15 protein-coding genes and 1 tRNA gene are annotated in these 16,578 nt (G+C 74.1%); 6 read left to right on the top strand and 10 right to left on the bottom strand.

What is annotated here, in order from left to right:
- The first annotated feature begins 41 nt into the window (after positions 1 to 41).
- Positions 42 to 1,028: an aldo/keto reductase gene (locus ACIRPH_RS02460; protein ID WP_402908355.1), complete on the top strand. Its 987-nt coding sequence runs from the start codon at positions 42 to 44 to the stop codon at positions 1,026 to 1,028.
- Positions 1,029 to 1,066: 38 nt separating this feature from the next.
- On the opposite strand, the gene ACIRPH_RS02455 is transcribed toward ACIRPH_RS02460, so the two are convergent.
- A complete protein-coding gene (locus tag ACIRPH_RS02455) occupies positions 1,067 to 1,534 on the bottom strand; it encodes a hemerythrin domain-containing protein (RefSeq protein ID WP_402908353.1) in 468 nt (155 codons plus the stop codon).
- A gap of 310 nt (positions 1,535 to 1,844) precedes the next feature.
- Between ACIRPH_RS02455 and ACIRPH_RS02450 the strand changes: the two genes are divergently transcribed.
- Positions 1,845 to 1,918 (top strand) — tRNA-Pro (locus tag ACIRPH_RS02450).
- A gap of 306 nt (positions 1,919 to 2,224) precedes the next feature.
- On the opposite strand, the gene ACIRPH_RS02445 is transcribed toward ACIRPH_RS02450, so the two are convergent.
- Together ACIRPH_RS02445 and ACIRPH_RS02440 are read right to left on the bottom strand one after the other, a co-directional pair.
- Positions 2,225 to 3,055, bottom strand: coding sequence for an SDR family NAD(P)-dependent oxidoreductase (locus ACIRPH_RS02445; RefSeq protein WP_402908351.1), 831 nt, complete (start codon positions 3,053 to 3,055; stop codon positions 2,225 to 2,227).
- Between the two features lie 351 nt (positions 3,056 to 3,406).
- Positions 3,407 to 4,096: a TetR/AcrR family transcriptional regulator gene (locus tag ACIRPH_RS02440; RefSeq protein WP_402908349.1), complete on the bottom strand. Its 690-nt coding sequence runs from the start codon at positions 4,094 to 4,096 to the stop codon at positions 3,407 to 3,409.
- 298 nt (positions 4,097 to 4,394) lie between these two features.
- Between ACIRPH_RS02440 and ACIRPH_RS02435 the strand changes: the two genes are divergently transcribed.
- Both ACIRPH_RS02435 and ACIRPH_RS02430 read left to right on the top strand, forming a co-directional pair.
- Entirely contained in the window at positions 4,395 to 5,888 is a 1,494-nt protein-coding gene (locus tag ACIRPH_RS02435; protein ID WP_402908347.1) for an MFS transporter, read from the top strand.
- A 296-nt stretch (positions 5,889 to 6,184) separates the two neighbouring features.
- Positions 6,185 to 7,192, top strand: coding sequence for an SDR family NAD(P)-dependent oxidoreductase (locus ACIRPH_RS02430; protein ID WP_402908345.1), 1,008 nt, complete (start codon positions 6,185 to 6,187; stop codon positions 7,190 to 7,192).
- Positions 7,193 to 7,244: 52 nt separating this feature from the next.
- On the opposite strand, the gene ACIRPH_RS02425 is transcribed toward ACIRPH_RS02430, so the two are convergent.
- The 6 genes from ACIRPH_RS02425 to ACIRPH_RS02400 all read right to left on the bottom strand — a co-directional run bounded on the left by ACIRPH_RS02425 (position 7,245) and on the right by ACIRPH_RS02400 (position 14,271).
- The gene (locus tag ACIRPH_RS02425; RefSeq protein ID WP_402908343.1) at positions 7,245 to 7,799 is read right to left on the bottom strand and encodes a TetR family transcriptional regulator; all 555 of its coding nucleotides are present in this window, start codon (positions 7,797 to 7,799) and stop codon (positions 7,245 to 7,247) included.
- Positions 7,800 to 7,946: 147 nt separating this feature from the next.
- Complete coding sequence (gene yicI / locus ACIRPH_RS02420; RefSeq protein ID WP_402908341.1) at positions 7,947 to 10,289, bottom strand: alpha-xylosidase; 2,343 nt, start codon at positions 10,287 to 10,289, stop codon at positions 7,947 to 7,949.
- Between the two features lie 55 nt (positions 10,290 to 10,344).
- On the bottom strand, positions 10,345 to 11,262 hold the full coding sequence (locus ACIRPH_RS02415) for a carbohydrate ABC transporter permease (protein ID WP_402908339.1): 918 nt from the start codon (positions 11,260 to 11,262) through the stop codon (positions 10,345 to 10,347).
- Positions 11,259 to 12,086, bottom strand: coding sequence for a carbohydrate ABC transporter permease (locus tag ACIRPH_RS02410; protein WP_402909470.1), 828 nt, complete (start codon positions 12,084 to 12,086; stop codon positions 11,259 to 11,261). Before ACIRPH_RS02410 ends, ACIRPH_RS02415 begins: the two co-directional genes overlap by 4 nt.
- A 71-nt stretch (positions 12,087 to 12,157) precedes the next feature.
- Positions 12,158 to 13,414 carry an extracellular solute-binding protein gene (locus ACIRPH_RS02405; protein WP_402908337.1) on the bottom strand — a complete coding sequence of 419 codons (1,257 nt, stop codon included), beginning with the start codon at positions 13,412 to 13,414 and terminating at the stop codon, positions 12,158 to 12,160.
- Positions 13,415 to 13,839: 425 nt separating this feature from the next.
- Positions 13,840 to 14,271: a PPOX class F420-dependent oxidoreductase gene (locus tag ACIRPH_RS02400; RefSeq protein ID WP_402908335.1), complete on the bottom strand. Its 432-nt coding sequence runs from the start codon at positions 14,269 to 14,271 to the stop codon at positions 13,840 to 13,842.
- 184 nt (positions 14,272 to 14,455) lie between these two features.
- Between ACIRPH_RS02400 and ACIRPH_RS02395 the strand changes: the two genes are divergently transcribed.
- On the top strand, positions 14,456 to 14,824 hold the full coding sequence (locus ACIRPH_RS02395; RefSeq protein WP_402908333.1) for a VOC family protein: 369 nt from the start codon (positions 14,456 to 14,458) through the stop codon (positions 14,822 to 14,824).
- Between the two features lie 18 nt (positions 14,825 to 14,842).
- On the opposite strand, the gene ACIRPH_RS02390 is transcribed toward ACIRPH_RS02395, so the two are convergent.
- The gene (locus ACIRPH_RS02390; RefSeq protein ID WP_402908331.1) at positions 14,843 to 15,535 is read right to left on the bottom strand and encodes a TetR/AcrR family transcriptional regulator; all 693 of its coding nucleotides are present in this window, start codon (positions 15,533 to 15,535) and stop codon (positions 14,843 to 14,845) included.
- A gap of 111 nt (positions 15,536 to 15,646) precedes the next feature.
- Here ACIRPH_RS02390 and ACIRPH_RS02385 point away from each other — a divergent pair, with 111 nt between their 5' ends.
- Positions 15,647 to 16,573 (top strand): zinc-binding dehydrogenase, encoded by a 927-nt coding sequence (locus ACIRPH_RS02385; protein WP_402908329.1) that lies wholly within the window; start codon positions 15,647 to 15,649, stop codon positions 16,571 to 16,573.
- The last annotated feature ends 5 nt before the right edge of the window (positions 16,574 to 16,578 follow it).

The following is a 16,578-nucleotide window of genomic DNA, read 5'->3' as shown; positions in this document are numbered from 1 at the left end:
CGTTCGAGAGTGGTCCGTGGGCACACGGAGAAGGGGAGCGCATGGGGACGACCAGGCTGGGACGCTCGCGGGTGGAGGTCGGCCCGCTCGGGTTCGGCGCCGTGGGGATCGGCAACGGCATGGACCGGGCGGTGGCGGAGGAGGCCGCCCACGACGCCGTGCGCGCGGCGTGGGACGCGGGGGTGCGGTACTTCGACACCGCACCGCACTACGGGCTGGGCCTGTCCGAGCGGCGGCTGGGACGCGCGCTGGCCGGCCTGCCCCGGGACCGGTACACCGTGTCGACCAAGGTGGGCAGGCTGCTGGAGCCGACCCCGCACCGGAGCGGGGAACGCGACGACCACGGTTTCGACGTCCCCGCCACGCACACCCGCCGGTGGGACTTCAGTGCGGACGGCGTGCTGCGGTCACTGGAGGGGAGCCTGGAGAGGCTCGGCCTGGACCGGGTCGACCTGGTCCTCCTCCACGACCCCGACGACCACTGGGAACAGGCCGTGGGCGAGGCCTACCCCGCGCTGCACGAGCTGCGCGACCAGGGGGTGGTCGGCGCCATCGGCGCGGGCATGAACCAGGCCGGGATGCTGGAGCGCTTCGCGGTGGAGACCGACGTGGACGCGGTGCTGCTCGCCGGGAGGTACACGCTCCTGGACCGGTCGGCGGCGGACACGATGCTCCCGGCCTGCCTGCGCGCCGGGGTGTCGGTGATCGCGGCCGGGGTGTTCAACAGCGGCGTGCTCGCCACGGACGAACCCGCCGAGGACGCGACCTACGACTACGCGGCGGCGTCGCCGGAGGTGCGCTCCCGGGCCGCCGCGGTCGCCGGTGTCGCCCGCCGCCACGGGGTGTCCCTGCCGGGGGCGGCGATGGCGTTCGCGGCCCGGCACCCGGCGGTGGCCACCGTCCTCGTGGGCGCGCGGTCGGCGGAGCAGGCCCGGCGCAACGCCGACCTGTTCGCCCGACCGGTACCGGACGCGCTGTGGTCGGACCTGGTGGGGGAGGGGCTGCTCGGGGAGGAGGACCTCGGTTGACCCTGTGGCGGGACGGGGCCGGGGACCTTCGTCGGGGCTCAGGCGAGGGGGCCCAGCAGGGTCCGCCTGTCCAGCCCCTCGTCGGCGATCTCGTCGAGGACGCCGGTGATCTGCTTCTCCTCGTACCGGAAGTGGGTCTCCATGACCGCCTCGATCCCGTCGAGATGGCGCAGCTGCTCCTCGGCGCCGTGCCCGGAGTCCACGGCCCTCTGCAGGCCGGCGATGAGGTACTCGATCATGCTGTGGTCCTGCTTGAGCTTCGCGACGACGGGCGCGAGGTCGGGGCGGCGCTCCAGGAGGAGGGGGAAGAGGGCGGCGTCCTCGCTCGTGTGGTGGCCGTTCAGGGCGGTGCAGAACCCGAGGCAGAAGAGCCGGAGGTCGCGGGAGACGGACCCGGCCGCCGCGCCGTCGGCGATGGCCTCGCGGGCCACCTCCAGGGCGTCGCGCAGCCGCTGGTGGACGTCGCGGAGCTCGCGACCCCAGGCGTGCGCCCTCTGCTCGGTCAATGCGTGGCTCCAGTTGTCGTGTGGAAGGGAGGAACGCCCTGCGGCGGCGGTGCCGTGGACGCGGCGCGCCGGAGCCGGGCGGAGACCCGGGAGCGCGAAACGCCCCACGGTACCGCGCGGAGCCGCCGCTCCCGGGAGCCGGAACGGACACGGGGGAGCTCCGGGCCCGGAGGGGTGCACGGCCGGCCCACCGGGGCGCGATCGCCCTCGGGCGAGGGCCGTCCGAAAGGTGTGGGCGGTTCGAGAGCACTGCCGGATGCGCTACAGTTTTACCTGTTGGCGGGACCGGAGACGGTGCCCGCCCAGCGGCCGGGACGTAGCGCAGTTTGGTAGCGCACTTGACTGGGGGTCAAGGGGTCGTGGGTTCAAATCCCGCCGTCCCGACAGAGTAGTAGCAGGTCAGAGAGAGGTTCGCCGGTCGGCGGGCCTCTTTTTGCGTCTCCGGTGGGGTTGGACCGGGGTCGGGTGGGCTGTCAGCCCACGTCGTGCAGGATCTCGTCCATGGCCTCGGCCGCCGAGCGGCGTACCGGTCGCAGCCGGCGGTGTCGGTGCCCTCGTGGCCTCCGGGCCTGCCGCGGTCGGGGACACCCGCGGGGCGGGGCCGCGCCGGTCGGGGGAGTCGAACGCGCTCTCACAGGAGGACGCGGGGCCCGGCACGGAGATCATGCCGGCTCCCTGGTCGCTGTGGTGTCACCGCGGTCGCCTGGAACGGTGGGGGAGCGCCGGAGCGGGGGCGTCCTCGTTCTTGCGGCGGGCGTTCCCGGCGAGCCGCCGCATCACGTGGTCGTGGAGGGGCCGCAGCAGGCGTTTGGCGCGCAACGCGAGGTGTCCCTCCCAGTCGGTGAGGATGAGCGGTCGGCCCCGCTCCACGCCGCGGAGGATCCGGGCGGCGACGTCGTCGGCGCCCAGCCTCGACCCGTCGATGAGTCGCGCCGCACCCGATTCCACGGATGTGTCGCTCCCGCGCAGGGAGGAGGCCAGGCCGCTGCGGAAGAACGAGGGGCAGGCCACCGACGTGCGCACCCCGTAGGGCGCCAGTTCGTGGGAGAGGGTCTCGCTCAGAGCCACGACCGCGGCCTTGACGGCGTTGTAGGAACTCATCTGCGGCGGGTGCAGCAGCCCCGCCATGGAGGCGACGTTCACGATGTGGCCCGAACCCTGGCGTTTGAACAGGGGCGTGAAGGTGTGGCAGCCGCGGACCACCCCGAGGAGGTTGGTCCCGGTGATCCACTCCCATTCCGCCGGGGTGACCACGTCTATCCGCCCGCCCGAGGCCACGCCCGCGTTGTTGACCAACAGGTCCAGGCCGTTCCACCGCTCCTCGACACGGGCCAGGGCCGTCGCCCAGTCCTCGTCCGAGGTCACGTCCAACCGCAGGTAGTCAGCCTTCCCGGGCAGGTCTGCGGGAGCCCGTTCGGCGAGGTCGGTGGCGAGGACCCGGTCGCCCCGGGCGGCAAGGGCGGCGACCAGGGCCCGGCCCAAGCCGGAAGCGCCTCCGGTGACCAGTACGCGTCGGCTCATCCGCGGGCTCCTGACCGGGTGCTCAAGGGGGCTCGGCTCAGGGCCGAGGGGGACCGCTGTCCGCGGCGAGAGCCCTCGCTCCCGACGTTTTCGCATGCCATGGAACACGACTTCTCTCGGTGGGGGGAGGGGAGGGGCGGGGACCTGTGCCGGGGCGTGTTCCCCTCCGCGGGGCGCATGACTGCGCCCGGGCCGGGTGGGGGAGGGCCCCTTTGCCGGTGTTGAGGACCCTATCGGCCGTTTGTCCGTCCGGCGGTCGAACGTGATCGACGCCATGGGGAGGGCGGAGCGCCCGGTACGGGCCGCGCGGGCCGGGGCGGTTCCCCCGCCCCCAGCGGCCGCCGCTACAGGTCAGCGGGCGCGGTCGCCGGCGGCGCTCGGCTCCGGGCGGGCGGAGGGGGCGGTGACGGGGGCCAGCCACAGGCCGGTGAGCGCGTCGGTCAGGCCGGTGGCGGCCTCGTGCCACGAGCCCCTGGGGGTGGGCTCGCCCTCGGCGAGGGCCCGCTCGTGCTCGGCGAAGGTGTGCACGATGAGGTGGCGGGCCATGTCCTGGCGTTCGCGGCGCACGGGGGCGGGCAGGTCGGGCAGGCACCTGCGCAGCTCCTCCCCGGTGCGCACCAGCGAGGGCGATTCCATGGCCTCCAGTGAGACGATCCCCCGGAAGGCGGGGTCGGCCAGCGCCTGGGCGCTGAAGCGCCCGTACCAGGAGGGCGTGCCCAGGTCGTCCAGGTGCTGGGCCAGGGGCTCGACCATGCACGCCACCCAGTCCCTGACCTCGGAGGATCCGTCGACCCGCGCCACCATGCGGCGCCGCACGTCCTCGACGGGCCCGGTGCGGCGGCGCACGATCGCGCGCACCAGCCCCTCCTTGGAACCGAAGTGGTAGGTGACCGCGGTGTTGTTGCCCTGTCCCGCCTCCTGGCCGATCTGGCGGTTGGACACCCCTGCCACGCCGTGCTCCGCGAACAGCCGCTCCGCCGCCGACAGGATCGTCTCCCGCGTCGCCGCCACCCGCTCCGACCTCGCCACCCTGCCGCTCATGCCGACCACCGTACCGATGTCCGCGCGGGACGGTCGCCCCGTGTCGCCGGGACAGCCCCCTGTTCCCCGCTCCGGGACAGGCCCCCGTTCCCGGGGCCGCGCCCCTCGGACGCGTACGTGCGCGTGGGTCGTGCCCGTTCCCGGCGGGCGCCGCGGCCGTCGGCGGTTCCCTCGCTGATGGGGCCTCCTCCACTTCCGCCGGGCGTGGAGGAGGCCCGGCGCGTCCTGTTATTCTAAGTCATGCGCCTGACTTAAAAGTCGGCGCTTTCGCGTGTCCGAATACGGGGGTTCCTGCTCGATGACCGATGCCCGCACCAGCCCATCCGAAGCGCGGACGCCCGCGCGCCCTCCCTCCCGGCCGAACGTGGTCATCTGCGTCCTCGCCTTCAGCGGCATCGTCGTCTCGCTCATGCAGACCCTGGTCATCCCCCTCGTGCCCGTGCTGCCGGGCTTCCTCGGGGCGACCCCCGGGGACACGGCGTGGGCGATCACCGCCACGCTGCTCGCCGCCGCGGTCGCCACCCCCACGGTGGGCCGCCTGGGCGACATGTACGGCAAGCGCCCCATGCTGGTCCTCAGCCTGGCGGTCCTCGTGGTCGGCTCGGTGTTCTGCGCCCTCGCCGACAGCCTGGCGCCGATGGTCGTGGGCCGGGCCCTCCAGGGGCTGGCGGCCGGGGTCATCCCGCTGGGCATCAGCATCATGCGCGACGAGCTGCCCCCCGAACGCCTCGGCGGGGCGACCGCGGTGATGAGCGCGTCCCTGGGGGTGGGCGGCGCGCTCGGTCTGCCCGCAGCGGCGTTCCTCGCCCAGACCGCGGACTGGCACACGCTGTTCTGGGTCGCCGCGGCGCTGGCCGGCGCCGCCGCAGCCCTGGTGCGCACGCTCGTCCCGGACTCGGGGGTCCGTGCGGGGGGCAGGTTCGACCTGCCCGGGTCGATCGGCCTGTCCGCGGCGCTGCTCCTGCTCCTGCTGGCCGTGTCCAAGGGCTCGGACTGGGGGTGGGGCAGCGGGGTTCCCGGGGCGATGCTCGCCGCGGCGGCCGTGGTGCTCCTGGTGTGGGGCTGGTGGGAGCTGCGTGCCCCGCACCCCCTGGTCGACCTGCGCACCAGTGTGCGCCGCCAGGTCCTGCTCACCAACACCGCCTCCCTGGTGTTCGGGTTCTCCATGTTCGCGATGTCCCTGGTCGTCCCGCAGCTGCTCCAGCTGCCCGAGGCCACCGGGTACGGGTTCGGGCAGACGATCCTGGTCGCGGGGCTGGTGATGGCCCCGAACGGGCTGGTCATGATGGTGATGGCGCCGCTCTCGGCGCGACTGTCCCGCGCCATGGGCCCGAAGACGACGCTGATGTGCGGCGCGCTCCTGGTCGCGGTCGGCTACGGCCTGAGCCTGCTGCTCATGTCCGGCATCTGGCAGCTCATGATCGCCTCCACCGTCATCGGCGCCGGTGTGGGCCTGGCCTACGGCGCCATGCCCGCGCTGGTCATGGCCGCTGTGCCGCGGTCCGAGACGGCCGCGGCCAACAGCCTCAACACCCTCATGCGCTCCATCGGCACCTCCGTGGCCAGCGCCGTCACCGGCATGGTCCTGGCCGGCATGACCCTGCCGGTGGGCGGCCAGGACCTCCCGTCGCAGGGCGCCTTCACCCTGGTCCTGGGCATCGGCGGACTCGCCGCCCTCACCGCCTTCGCCATCGCCGCGTTCCTGCCCGGGCGACGGAAGCCCTCGGCGGGGGACCTGTCCGCGTCCGGAGCCGCCGAGCCCGTCGGCGCCCCGGCGGTCCGGGGCGCCTGACCCGCTCCCGGGCTGTGGCTCCCGCCCGTCGGCGCACCCGATCCGATCCGCACGGCCCCCGCCCGGGGCCGTGCGGGTCACGCGCGGTCGCCGTCGGACCCAGGGGCGGGGCCGGGTCCTCGGCGGCGCGAGTCCTCCTTCCACCCTGGTGAGAGCAGGGTCGCAGCCCCCGCCCGGGTCGTGTGCTCCTTCCGTCGCTTAGGGTGGCGTGGGTGTCAACTAAGTTGACAGCAGTGCCGTGGAAGGCACGGCGCACACGAGCGGCGGGATCGGCACCCCGCCGGCGAGGAGGAGACATGACCGCGAACGACAGGCCCGTCACCGCCGGGAACACGGTGGAGGAGTGGCTCGCGCACCCCGCCGGAGGGCCGGTCCTGCGCGAACTGCTGGAGGGGTCGGGGCAGGACGCGGACGCGCTGCGCCCCGTCGGCAAGCTCTCGCTGGCCAAGCTCGTCGAGATCGCCGGCGACCGGTTCCCGCAGGAGCTCGTCGACGAGCTCGTGCTCCGCGCCAACGGCGGGGTCGCCCCCGTCGTCGAGGAGGAGCCGCAGGCGTCCGCGACCGGTGCGCGGTTCGCCGGGCGCACGGTCGTGGTCACCGGAGCGGGGTCGGGGATCGGCCGCGCCACCGCCGCGAGGATCGTGCGGGAGGGCGGCCGGGTGATCGCCGTGGACATCGCGCAGGACCGCCTCCGCTCCCTGGTCGACGCCTCGCCCGAGGACACGGTCGTGCCCGTCGCCGCCGACATCACCGGTGACGAGGACGTGGCGCGGATCGTCGACGCGGCGGGCGGGCGCGTCGACGGCCTGGCCAACGTCGCCGGGATCATGGACGACATGTCGCCCCTGCACGAGGTGAGCGACCGGACCTGGGAACGCGTCTTCGCGGTCAACGTCGACGGCACCTTCAAGCTCTCGCGCGCGGTGGTCCCGGCCATGCTCGCCGCGGGGCGGGGCGCGATCGTCAACGTGGCCTCCGAGGCGGCGCTGCGCGGCAACGCGGCGGGGGTCGCCTACACGGCCTCCAAGCACGCCGTCGTCGGCATCACGCGCAGCTCGGCGTTCATGTACGGACCGCACGGGATCAGGGTCAACGCGGTGGCCCCGGGGCCCGTGGCGACGGGGATCGAGGCGACCTTCGGGTCGGAGTTCGGCACGGCCCGCATCGGTGAGTTCATGCGGCTCATCCCGCAGGTGGCCGACGCGGACAAGCTCGCCGCGTCGATCACCTGGCTGCTCAGCGACGACAGCGACAACGTCAACGGCGTCGTGCTCGCCTCCGACGGGGGCTGGTCCGTCCAGTGACGGACGCGGCGCCCGGTTCCCGGGGGGGAGGGGGCCGGGCACGGGGAGGCGTTCAGCCGCCGGGGGTGATGAGGTCCTGGAGGAGGGCGCCGTAGCGCGCCACCACCTCCCCGTGGTCGGCGTCGGCCAGCTCCTGGTCGCCGACGACCCAGAGGCTGTAGAGCAGTCCGCCGACGAGCGCGGCGGCCAGGCGGGCGCGGAGCCGGGCGTCGGGGCCGGAGAGGCGTTCGGCCAGCGGGCGCACGAACGCCAGCTCGTGGGCCTCGTGCAGGCTCGACCCCACCGTGCTGGCGTCACTGGCCCGGATCAGCGCGAGGTAGATGCCGCGCGTGTGGTCGTCCACCGTCAGGATGTAGTCGACGAACCGCGTCCCGAGCGTCTCGACCGGCCCGCCCAGGAAGGGCGTCCGGTCGGAGCCGATCCGGACGGTCTCCAGGAACAGCCGCTCCTTGGTGCCGAAGTGGCGGATGACCAGGGCGGGGTCCACCTCCGCCGCCGCGGCGATCTCGCGGACCGAGGTCCGGGAGTAGCCCTGTTCGACGAACAGGTGGGCCGCGGCGGCGGCGATGGCGTCGCGTGTCGGGATCTCGGGGTCGCGTCGGGGCACCGTGCGATTCTAGGGCGTGTCCGGCGGGCGCCCGGCCCGCCGCGCGACGCCCCGGTCCGAGGGGGACCGGGCGCGGGCCCCGCACGGACGGCCGGCGCGACGAGGCCCGGGGAGGGCCGGGACCGGTCCTCCCCGGGCCGCCCCAGGTCAGGGCAGGCGCAGGCGCAGGCTCGAGGCGCCCGCGGGGGCCGACGCCAGGGTGCCGCCGTCCCCGTCGGCGGCCTCGGTGGACCGGTCGGCGGGGACGGCCCCGGGCGCGCCCACCAGGAGGACCCTCCACCCCCGCGCCGGAGCCGGGTCGGCCTCCACGGTGACCCCGTCCTCCGAGCGCGAGACCCGGAAGACGGCGGCGTCGGAGCCGTCGGCGGCCGGCACGGTCACGACGGTCGGACCGGCGGCCGGCGCGGCCGGGGCCCCGGCCCCGTACACGCGCAGGGTCAGGCCGTCCGTGTAGTCGTAGTCGGGGCGGTCGCCCACCGCGCCGACGGGCAGGACCGCGTTCGGGCGCACCAGCAGCGGCAGGGAGTCGAAGCCGTGGACCTCGCGGCGCCACCCCGGACCCCGCACGGCCTCTCCGGTGAGCAGGTGGGTCCACACCCCCTCGGGCACGTAGTACTCGACGGAGCCGTCCGGGCTCAGCACGGGGGCGACGAGCAGGTCGCCGCCCAGCATGTACTGCGTGTCCAGGTGGTGGCAGGTCGGGTCGTCGGGGAACTCCAGCACCATCGCGCGCATCACGGGCGTGCCCCGCCGGTGGGCCTGGACGGCGGCCCCGAACAGGTAGGGCATGAGCTCGCACTTCAGCCGGGTGAACGCGCGGGCCACGTCGGTCGACTCCTCGTCGAACTCCCACGGGACCCGGTAGGAGCGGCTGCCGTGCAGCCTGCTGTGCGAGGAGAGCAGGCCGAACGCCAGCCAGCGCTTGAACAGCCCCGGGTCCGGGGTGCCCTCGAAGCCGCCGATGTCGTGGCTCCAGAAGCCGAAGCCCGACAGCCCCAGCGACAGCCCTCCGCGCAGGCTCTCCGCGACGGCCTCGAACGTCGAGGCGCAGTCCCCGCCCCAGTGCACGGGGAAGCTCTGGCCGCCCGCCGTCGCGGAACGCGCGAAGAGGACCGCCTCGCCCTCGCCCCGTTCACGCAGGAGCAGGTCGAACACCGTCGCGTTGTACAGCTGCGTGTAGTAGTTGTGCATGCCGTGCGGGTCGGAGCCGTCCGACCACACGACGTCGGTCGGCACCCGTTCGCCGAAGTCGGTCTTGAAGCAGTCCACGCCCATGTCCAGCAGGGGCTTGAGCTTGCCGGCGTACCACTCCCGGGCGTCCGGGGACGTGAAGTCGACCAGCGCCATCCCGGCCTGCCACATGTCCCACTGCCACACCGTGCCGTCCGGCCGCCGGACCAGGTGACCCAGCCGGGCGCCCTCCTCGAACAGCGCCGACCGCTGCGCGATGTAGGGGTTGATCCAGACCGAGGTCCGCAGCCCCCTGGCCTTGAGCCGGGAGAGCATCCCCACGGGGTCCGGGAAGACCTCCGGGTCCCAGACGAAGTCGCACCAGTGGAACTCGCGCATCCAGAAGCAGTCGAAGTGGAACACGCTCAGGGGCACGCCCCGGTCCGCCATGCCGTCGACGAACCTGTTCACCGTGTCCTCGTCGTAGGAGGTGGTGAACGACGTGGACAGCCACAGCCCGAAGGACCACTGCGGGGGCAGGGCGGGGCGGCCGGTGAGCGCGGTGTACCTGTCCAGCACCTCCTTGGGGTCCGCCCCGTGGACGACGTAGTACGTCAGGGCGTGGTCCTCGACGCTGAACTGCACGCGGCCCACCGACTCCGAGCCGACCTCGAACGACACCGGTCCGGAGTGCGCGACGAACACGCCGTAGTTGCGGTTGGTCATGTAGAACGGGACGTTCTTGTAGGCCTGCTCGCTGTTCGTGCCGCCGTCGGCCTGCCAGATGTCCACGGTCTGGCCGTTGCGCACGAACGGGGTGAACCGCTCGCCCATGCCGTACACGAGCTCGCGGATCCCCAGGGACAGCTGTCCGAGCATGTGGTGGGTCCCGTCCGCGTCCTCGACGAAGCCGGTCCCCTTCGCGTCGACGCCGGTCAGAGCGGTGCCGTCGGCGCTGAACTCCATCCGCCACGGGCCGTCGGTGTCCACCGTCAGCGAGAGCGCCCCGCTGGTCAGCTCGACGGTGGAGCCGTCCCGCCGGACCGAGGCGGCGCCGGGGGCGCCCCGGACGTCGAACTCGGGCGCGGGCCGCACCGAGCCCGCCAGGTGGGTGGTCCGGACGCCGATCACGCCGGGGGCCGGGGACCAGCAGTCGACCGTCACCAGCGCCGTGTTGAGCGTGTCCCCGCGGTGCCCGATGGGGCGCACCGGCGCGTAGAGGGTGAAGCGGTCCCCGTCCACGCGGACGTCGCGGACCTCGCGCGCGTAGTGGGCGCGCACGCCCTTCCTCATCTGCCAGAAGCCGTCGGTGAACTTCATGGGCGGACTGCCCCTCTCGTCTTGGTGTCGGTTCGCCGGGGGTACCGACGACGGGTCACTTGAGCGCTCCGCTGGAGATCCCGGCCGCCACGTACCTCTGCGCGACGACGAGCAGCACCGCGGCGGGGACGGAGGAGAGCACGGCCGCGGCCATCACGGCGCCCCAGTCGCCGACGTGCGCGCCGATGTACTCGTAGATGCCGAGCGTCACGGGCTTCACGGCGTCGGTCGTGTTCAGGGTCAGCGCGAAGAGGAAGTCCGACCACGCGAACAGGAAGGTGAACAGCCCTGCGGTGATCAGCGCGTTGCGGCTCATGGGCAGCACGATCGAGACGAGGACGCGCAGCCGCCCGCCGCCGTCGATCATCCCGGCCTCGATCACCTCCTCGGGGATGGACACCATGAAGGCGCGCAGCAGGACGATGGAGAAGGGCAGGCCCAGGGACGCGTCCGCCAGGACCAGCCCCAGGTAGGAGTTGACCAGCCCCAGGCCGACGTAGGCGTTGTAGAGCGCGTTGGCGACGACGATGCCCGGGACCATCTGGGTGATGAGGGTCGCGAACACGATCGTGTCCGCGCCGCGCAGCCGGAAGCGGGCCAGGGCGTAGGCCGCCGGGGCGGCCACGGTGAGGCAGACCGCCACCGAGCCGAGCGCCACCAGCACGGAGGTGAGCAGGTTGCCCGCCTGCGACTCCCACGCCCGCTGGAAGTTGCCGAGGTCGAGCGAGCGCGGGAACCAGGGGAGGCCGGCCGCCGAGGCGCCCGGCTGGAGCGCGGTGTTGACCATCCAGTACAGGGGGAAGAGCAGGACCGCCAGGACGAGGACCCCGACCACGAGGCTCACGGCGTCGCCGCGCGCCTTGCGGGTGGTCCGCGGCCGGCGCCGCGGGGAGCCTTCCGGCGTCCGCTGCCGCCGGGTCGTGGCGCCCGGGGGGCGGGCCGCGTCCCCGGTACCGCTGCGCGGTGCGCTCATCGGTTGACACCTCCGCGGTTGGCGCGCAGATAGACCGCGGCGAAGACCATGCTGAGGACGATCAGGACGTTGCCGACGACGGCGCCCTGGCCGAAGTCGAGCCGGAGGAACGACAGCTGGTAGGTGAGGGTGCCCAGCGTCTCGGTGGAGTGCGCCGGCCCCCCGTTGGTGAGCGCCAGGACCAGGTCCAGGATCTTCACGGTGGACATGAAGCCCAGCACCAGCACCACGGTCACGACGGGCCGCAGCAGGGGCAGCGTCACGGAGAAGAAGGACCGGAACGGGCCCGCGCCGTCCAGGACGGCGGCCTCGCGCAGTTCGGCGGGGATCTCCTGGAGGCCGCCGTAGAGGATCACCATGTTGAAGGGGACCCCGATCCAGATGTTGACGAGGACGACCGACAGGAGCGCCTGGTCGGGACTGCTCAGCCAGGGGACGGCCGACGAGGTGAGGTGGAGGGCCTGGAGCGCCTCGTTCAGCACGCCGGTCTCCTGGTCCAGGACGCGGCGCCACACGGTGCCCGCCACCACCATGGGGATCAGCCACGGCAGGAGGAGCAGGGAGCGCATGACCCCCGAGAGCGGGAACCGGCGGCTGAAGAAGAGGGCGAGCGCCATGCCGATGCCGAACTGCCCCGCCAGGGAGCCGACCGTGAACAGGAGGGTCCGCCACAGCGAGGCGCCGAACAGCTCGTCGGAGAAGACGGTCCGCCAGTTCTCGAGGCCGTTGAAGGGCGCCTCGCCCGTGAAGTAGGTGGAGAACGTGTAGTCCTGGAAGCTCATCACCACGTTGCGGACCAGCGGGTACCCGAAGAACAGCAGCATGTACGCCAGTGCGGGGGCCACGAACAGCCACGGTGTGAGGGCGCGCCGCCGCGGCGCGGGGGTCCGTGTCCTCACGATCGTCCGCCCGTCTGCGACTCGACCTGATCCTGGGCCCTCTCCATGGCCTCCTGCGGACTCGCCCGGCCGGTGAGGGCCGCTTGCAGCGCGGTGCCGATGGCCTGGGAGTAGGTGTTCCACTCGGTGCCCACGTGCTCGGTCCTGCTGCGCGCGGTGGACACCTGGTCGACGAAGGGGGACAGCTCCGGGACCTCGTCGCGGTACCGCTCCGCCGCCCAGGGGTCCAGGGGCACGTTGCTGCCCTTGGTGGACCAGTCCAGCTGCGCCTCCGGCGTGGTCAGGCAGGCCACGAGTTCGGCGGCGACCCGCTCGCGGCCGGGGTCGGCGGCGTTGACCGGCACGGTGTACGCCTCCCCGCCGATGGGGGCGACGGAGGTGTCGCCCGCCGCGGGGACGGGGATCTCCGCGACCGCCCACGCGCGCTCGGGGTGCTCGCGCAGGACCGGCATCTGCCAGGGGCCGTTCACCATCATGGCGGCGTTGCCCGCGATGAACTGGTCGTTGGCGTCGGCCTGGGTCCAGTTGACGACCGACGGCGACACCGACCCCTCCTCGACCAGCGAGACGACGTATTCGAGCGCCTCCACCGACGCGGGGGAGTCGAGCTCCCGCTCGTCGCCGCCGTTGGACCACAGCCACGGCAGGAACTGGTAGACGCCGTCCTCGGTGGCGAGGGCGCTGATGGCGAGGCCGTAGCGGTTCCCCTCGGTGAGGGCCGCGGCGGCCGCCCGCAGCTCCTCCCAGGTCGCCGGCGGTTCGATCCCCTCCTGCTCCAGGAGGTCGGCGTCGTAGAAGAGGCCGATCGAGTTCACCGACCGGGCCGCGCCGTAGTACACGCCCTCGTAGCTGCCGAAGGCGAGCGCGCTCTCGGTCAGCCCGTCCGTGGGCAGGCCGAGCCGCTCCAGGGGGACCAGGCCGCCGGCCTCCGCGAACTGGGGCAGGTCCGAGCCGTCGAGGGAGATGACGTCGGGGAGGGAGTCGGAGGAGGCCATCCTCAGGGCCTTGGGGACGAGCTGGTCGGCGGGCACGCTGAGCTGGTGCACCTCCACGCCCGCCCGGTCGCCGCAGGCGTCCATGACCTCCTGGTCCCAGGAGTGGTAGGGCTCGTCGGTGCCCGAGTTCATGATCGTGTACACGTTCGGGTCGCGCTCGGCCGCGCAGCCGGCGAGGGCCAGGGCCATCGCCGCGGAGCAGGCGGCCGCGCGGACGCGGCGGCGCGGTGGCGGTGGCTGGGGGTGGCGTGGGTGCATCGGGGCCCTCTTCGGCGGGGAGGTGGGCGGTGCGGTCGCGTGGTGGCGCGGGCCGCGGGGGGTGTCGCCGTCGGGCCGGTGACCGGATCACCGGGCTGGGTCGGGCGGGGGCGTCGGAGGGAGGGGCGGGTTCGGCCTGCGGAGGACCCCGCCGCCGGGGGCCGCCGTCACAGGCGCTCGTCAGCCGGTGTCGAATCGATTCGACACCGGGGTGCAGGGGTGTGTCGAATCGCTTCGACGGCAGCCCCATCGTAGGAACCCCGCTCTGGTGTGACAAGACCCCCTCGCCCCGTATCTGCTCCGGGGCGAGGGGGTCACGGCACGGGACCGGGGCGGGCGGCCGGCCCGGACGGAGGGGGCCGCCGCCCGGCGGGCCCCTCCTCCTGCCGCCCCCGACCGTCGCGGAGCGGCCGTCCCCGGCGGTCTCAGCGCAGGCTGGCGCCGTACACGTGGTCGACCGTCATGGTCATCAGCACCCTGCGCTCGGAGACCATCGCCGCCCGGTACTCGTCCCAGTCCGGGTGCTCGCCGGCGGCGAGGCGGTAGTAGCCGACCAGCGCCTCGACCTCGGGGCCCCCGGGGTCCGTGCCCGGGCCGGTCAGGGACGCCACGCCCTCGGCGGTGGCCCACGCGCGGCCGTCCCCGCTGGTCACCTCCAGCGTGGCGCGGGGGTCGCGGCGGAGGTTGGCCGTCTTGGCGCGCCCCTCCGTGACCGAGACGTGGATGACGCCGGCCTCCCGGTCGTAGAAGGGCATGACGGGCGAGAGCTGCGGGCGGCCGTCCGCCTTGATGGTCGCGAGGACGCCGAGCCGGCTCTCCGCGAGCAGGGCGTGGGGATCGAACGTGGTGGCTGTCATGCCCGGAGCCTAACCGGGCGCGGGCGGCCGTCGCCGTAGGACGTGCGGTCGCGGGGACGGCCCGGGCGGAGGCGGCCGTGCCCGCCGCGCGGGGCCTGCGTGACGCGGAGCCCGCCCCGGCGTAGGGTGTGCGGCACCGAACGGCCGGGCCACCGTCCGGCCGCCGCCACCCCTGGAGGCAGGTATGCGCCTGGTCTGCGTGCTCGACGTCGACGACTTCGAGGAGACGGCCCGGTTCTGGTGCGGGGCCCTCGGCTTCGTGCGGGAGGAGACCCAGCGGCACCCCTCCTACCTCGCCCTCCTGGACCCCGGGGGGCGGTGGCCGGACCTGCTGCTCCAGAAGGTGCCCGAGCCCTCCCGCGGCAAGAACCGCATGCACCTGGACATGGTCGTCCCCGACCTGGAGGCCGAGGCGGAGAGGGTGCTCCGGCTGGGCGCCCGGCGGGTGCGCCCGACCTTCGAGGAGGCGGGGGACCTCATCGCGGTCCTGGCCGACCCCGAGGGCAACGAGTTCTGCCTGGTCCAGCAGCTCGAAGGGGCGCGGGAGGCGTAGGCGGCGGCCCGGCCGCGGCTAGGCGGGCCCGTCCGCGACCGGCGCGGGCCGCGGGCCGTAGGCGATCCCGGCGAGGCCGGGCAGGACGGCGAACGCCGCGCGCACGCGGCGCGCGAGGTCGTCGGCGCCGGGCGTACCGGGCTGGGCCCCCCAGTCGCCCAGCGCCTGGTTGAAGGACGCGACGAGCATGTCGAGCGCCAGCCGCGCCCCCAGGTCGTCCGGGGCGGGGAGCGCGAGGCGCCGGTGCAGGATCGCCATGGCCGAGCGGGTCGTGCGGTCGCAGAAGTGGCGGGCCTGCGCGTCCATCGACGGCGTCCGCTCGGCCAGCCTCTGGCTGAGCAGGAGCTGCCGCGCCCATCCGTCGTCGCCTGTCCGGTCGAGGGCGGCCAGGAGGCCGTCCTGGAGGAACCCCAGGAGCGTCGAGTCCCCGGGGGAGCGGGTCTCCAGCTCGCCGAGGCAGGCCGTCCACAGGTCCCTGCCGGGGGCCAGGGCGACGTCCTCCTTGCTGGTGAAGTTCCGGAAGAACGTGCGTTCGGAGACCTCGACGGCCTCGCACAGGTCGTGGAGCGTCGCGCCGTCGAAGCCGTGTTCGGTGAACAGCTCCAGGGCCGTGGTGACCAGGCGCTGCCGGGTGAGGAGCTTCTTGCGCTCGCGCAGGGACAGGGACGGCCGCGGCGAAGAGGGGGACGAAGGGGACGTAGCGGTCGACATGGCGGTCAGCCTAGCATGCGCTTCACAGGTAAATGCTGGTTGACGGCTTATGCCTATCACCGGCACTATTGTGGCCGTTGCCCCGTTCATCGCTCGGAAGGCGGACCTCCCATGCGCGCACTGCTCGTCGACCACTCGGTTCCCGGAGGACTGCGGCTCGGCCGGGCCCCCGACCCCCGGCCGGAGCCGCACCAGGCCCTGGTCCGTGTGACGGCGACCTCCCTCAACCACGGCGAGGTCTCCGGCATCCGGAGCGCGCCGGAGGGGGCCGTCCTCGGCTGGGACGCCGCCGGGGTGGTGGAGCGGGCGGCCGCCGACGGCTCGGGGCCTCCCGCCGGCACCCCCGTGGTGACCCTCGGCCTCGCCGGGGCGTGGGCCGAGCTGCGCGCCGTGGACACGGCGATGGTCGGAACGGCGCCGGAGGGGGCCGACCCCGGGGCGGTCGGCACCGTTCCCGTCGCGGGCGCCAGCGCGCTGCGCGCCCTGCACCGCATCGGTCCGATCCTGGCCAAGCGGGTGCTGGTCACCGGGGCCACGGGCGGCGTCGGCCGCTACGCCGTCCAGCTGGCGAGGCGGGGCGGGGCCCACGTGATCGCGTCCACGGGAGCGCCCGAACGCCACGGCGACGGCCTGCGCGCCCTGGGCGCGCACGAGGTCGTCGCCTCTCCGGACCGGGTCGCCGAGCCGGTGCACGGGGTGGTGGAGCTGGTCGGCGGCCGGCAGCTCGTGGACGCCTACGGCCTCCTGGCGCCGCACGGCACCCTCGTGGCCGTGGGGCACTCGGCGGCGGAGGAGGAGGTGTTCCCCTACGGCGCGCTGATCGGCGACGGCGGGCGCCACGACCGCTCGCTCGTCACCTTCTTCCTTCCCGCGACCCCCGGGCTCGCCGCCGACCTGACGTGGCTCGCCGCCCGGGTGGCCGCGGGCGAACTCGACCCGCAGACGTCCTGGCGCGGCGGCTGGGGGCGCGCCGCGGAGGCGGTCGAGCTCCTGCTGGGCAGGGAGCTGCACGGCAAGGCCGTCCTGGACCTCCTCTGAGGGCC

The sequence above is a fragment of the Nocardiopsis sp. NPDC101807 genome (assembly GCF_044766605.1).
Taxonomy (GTDB): domain Bacteria; phylum Actinomycetota; class Actinomycetes; order Streptosporangiales; family Streptosporangiaceae; genus Nocardiopsis; species Nocardiopsis tropica.
Note: the sequence above shows the minus strand (reverse complement) of the source record. Positions and strands in the feature narration are given on the sequence as shown.

What these genes read in the sequence shown, in the direction of transcription:
- yicI (WP_402908341.1), bottom strand. Translation starts at nt 10,289, where the DNA reads ATGAAGTTCACCGACGGCTTCTGGCAGATGAGGAAGGGCGTGCGCGCC.
- ACIRPH_RS02405 (WP_402908337.1), bottom strand. Translation starts at nt 13,414, where the DNA reads ATGCACCCACGCCACCCCCAGCCACCGCCACCGCGCCGCCGCGTCCGC.
- ACIRPH_RS02395 (WP_402908333.1), top strand. Translation starts at nt 14,456, where the DNA reads ATGCGCCTGGTCTGCGTGCTCGACGTCGACGACTTCGAGGAGACGGCC.
- ACIRPH_RS02390 (WP_402908331.1), bottom strand. Translation starts at nt 15,535, where the DNA reads ATGTCGACCGCTACGTCCCCTTCGTCCCCCTCTTCGCCGCGGCCGTCC.
- ACIRPH_RS02445 (WP_402908351.1), bottom strand. Translation starts at nt 3,055, where the DNA reads ATGAGCCGACGCGTACTGGTCACCGGAGGCGCTTCCGGCTTGGGCCGG.
- ACIRPH_RS02385 (WP_402908329.1), top strand. Translation starts at nt 15,647, where the DNA reads ATGCGCGCACTGCTCGTCGACCACTCGGTTCCCGGAGGACTGCGGCTC.
- ACIRPH_RS02435 (WP_402908347.1), top strand. Translation starts at nt 4,395, where the DNA reads ATGACCGATGCCCGCACCAGCCCATCCGAAGCGCGGACGCCCGCGCGC.
- ACIRPH_RS02440 (WP_402908349.1), bottom strand. Translation starts at nt 4,096, where the DNA reads ATGAGCGGCAGGGTGGCGAGGTCGGAGCGGGTGGCGGCGACGCGGGAG.
- ACIRPH_RS02430 (WP_402908345.1), top strand. Translation starts at nt 6,185, where the DNA reads ATGACCGCGAACGACAGGCCCGTCACCGCCGGGAACACGGTGGAGGAG.
- ACIRPH_RS02410 (WP_402909470.1), bottom strand. Translation starts at nt 12,086, where the DNA reads ATGCTGCTGTTCTTCGGGTACCCGCTGGTCCGCAACGTGGTGATGAGC.
- ACIRPH_RS02415 (WP_402908339.1), bottom strand. Translation starts at nt 11,262, where the DNA reads ATGAGCGCACCGCGCAGCGGTACCGGGGACGCGGCCCGCCCCCCGGGC.
- ACIRPH_RS02400 (WP_402908335.1), bottom strand. Translation starts at nt 14,271, where the DNA reads ATGACAGCCACCACGTTCGATCCCCACGCCCTGCTCGCGGAGAGCCGG.
- ACIRPH_RS02460 (WP_402908355.1), top strand. Translation starts at nt 42, where the DNA reads ATGGGGACGACCAGGCTGGGACGCTCGCGGGTGGAGGTCGGCCCGCTC.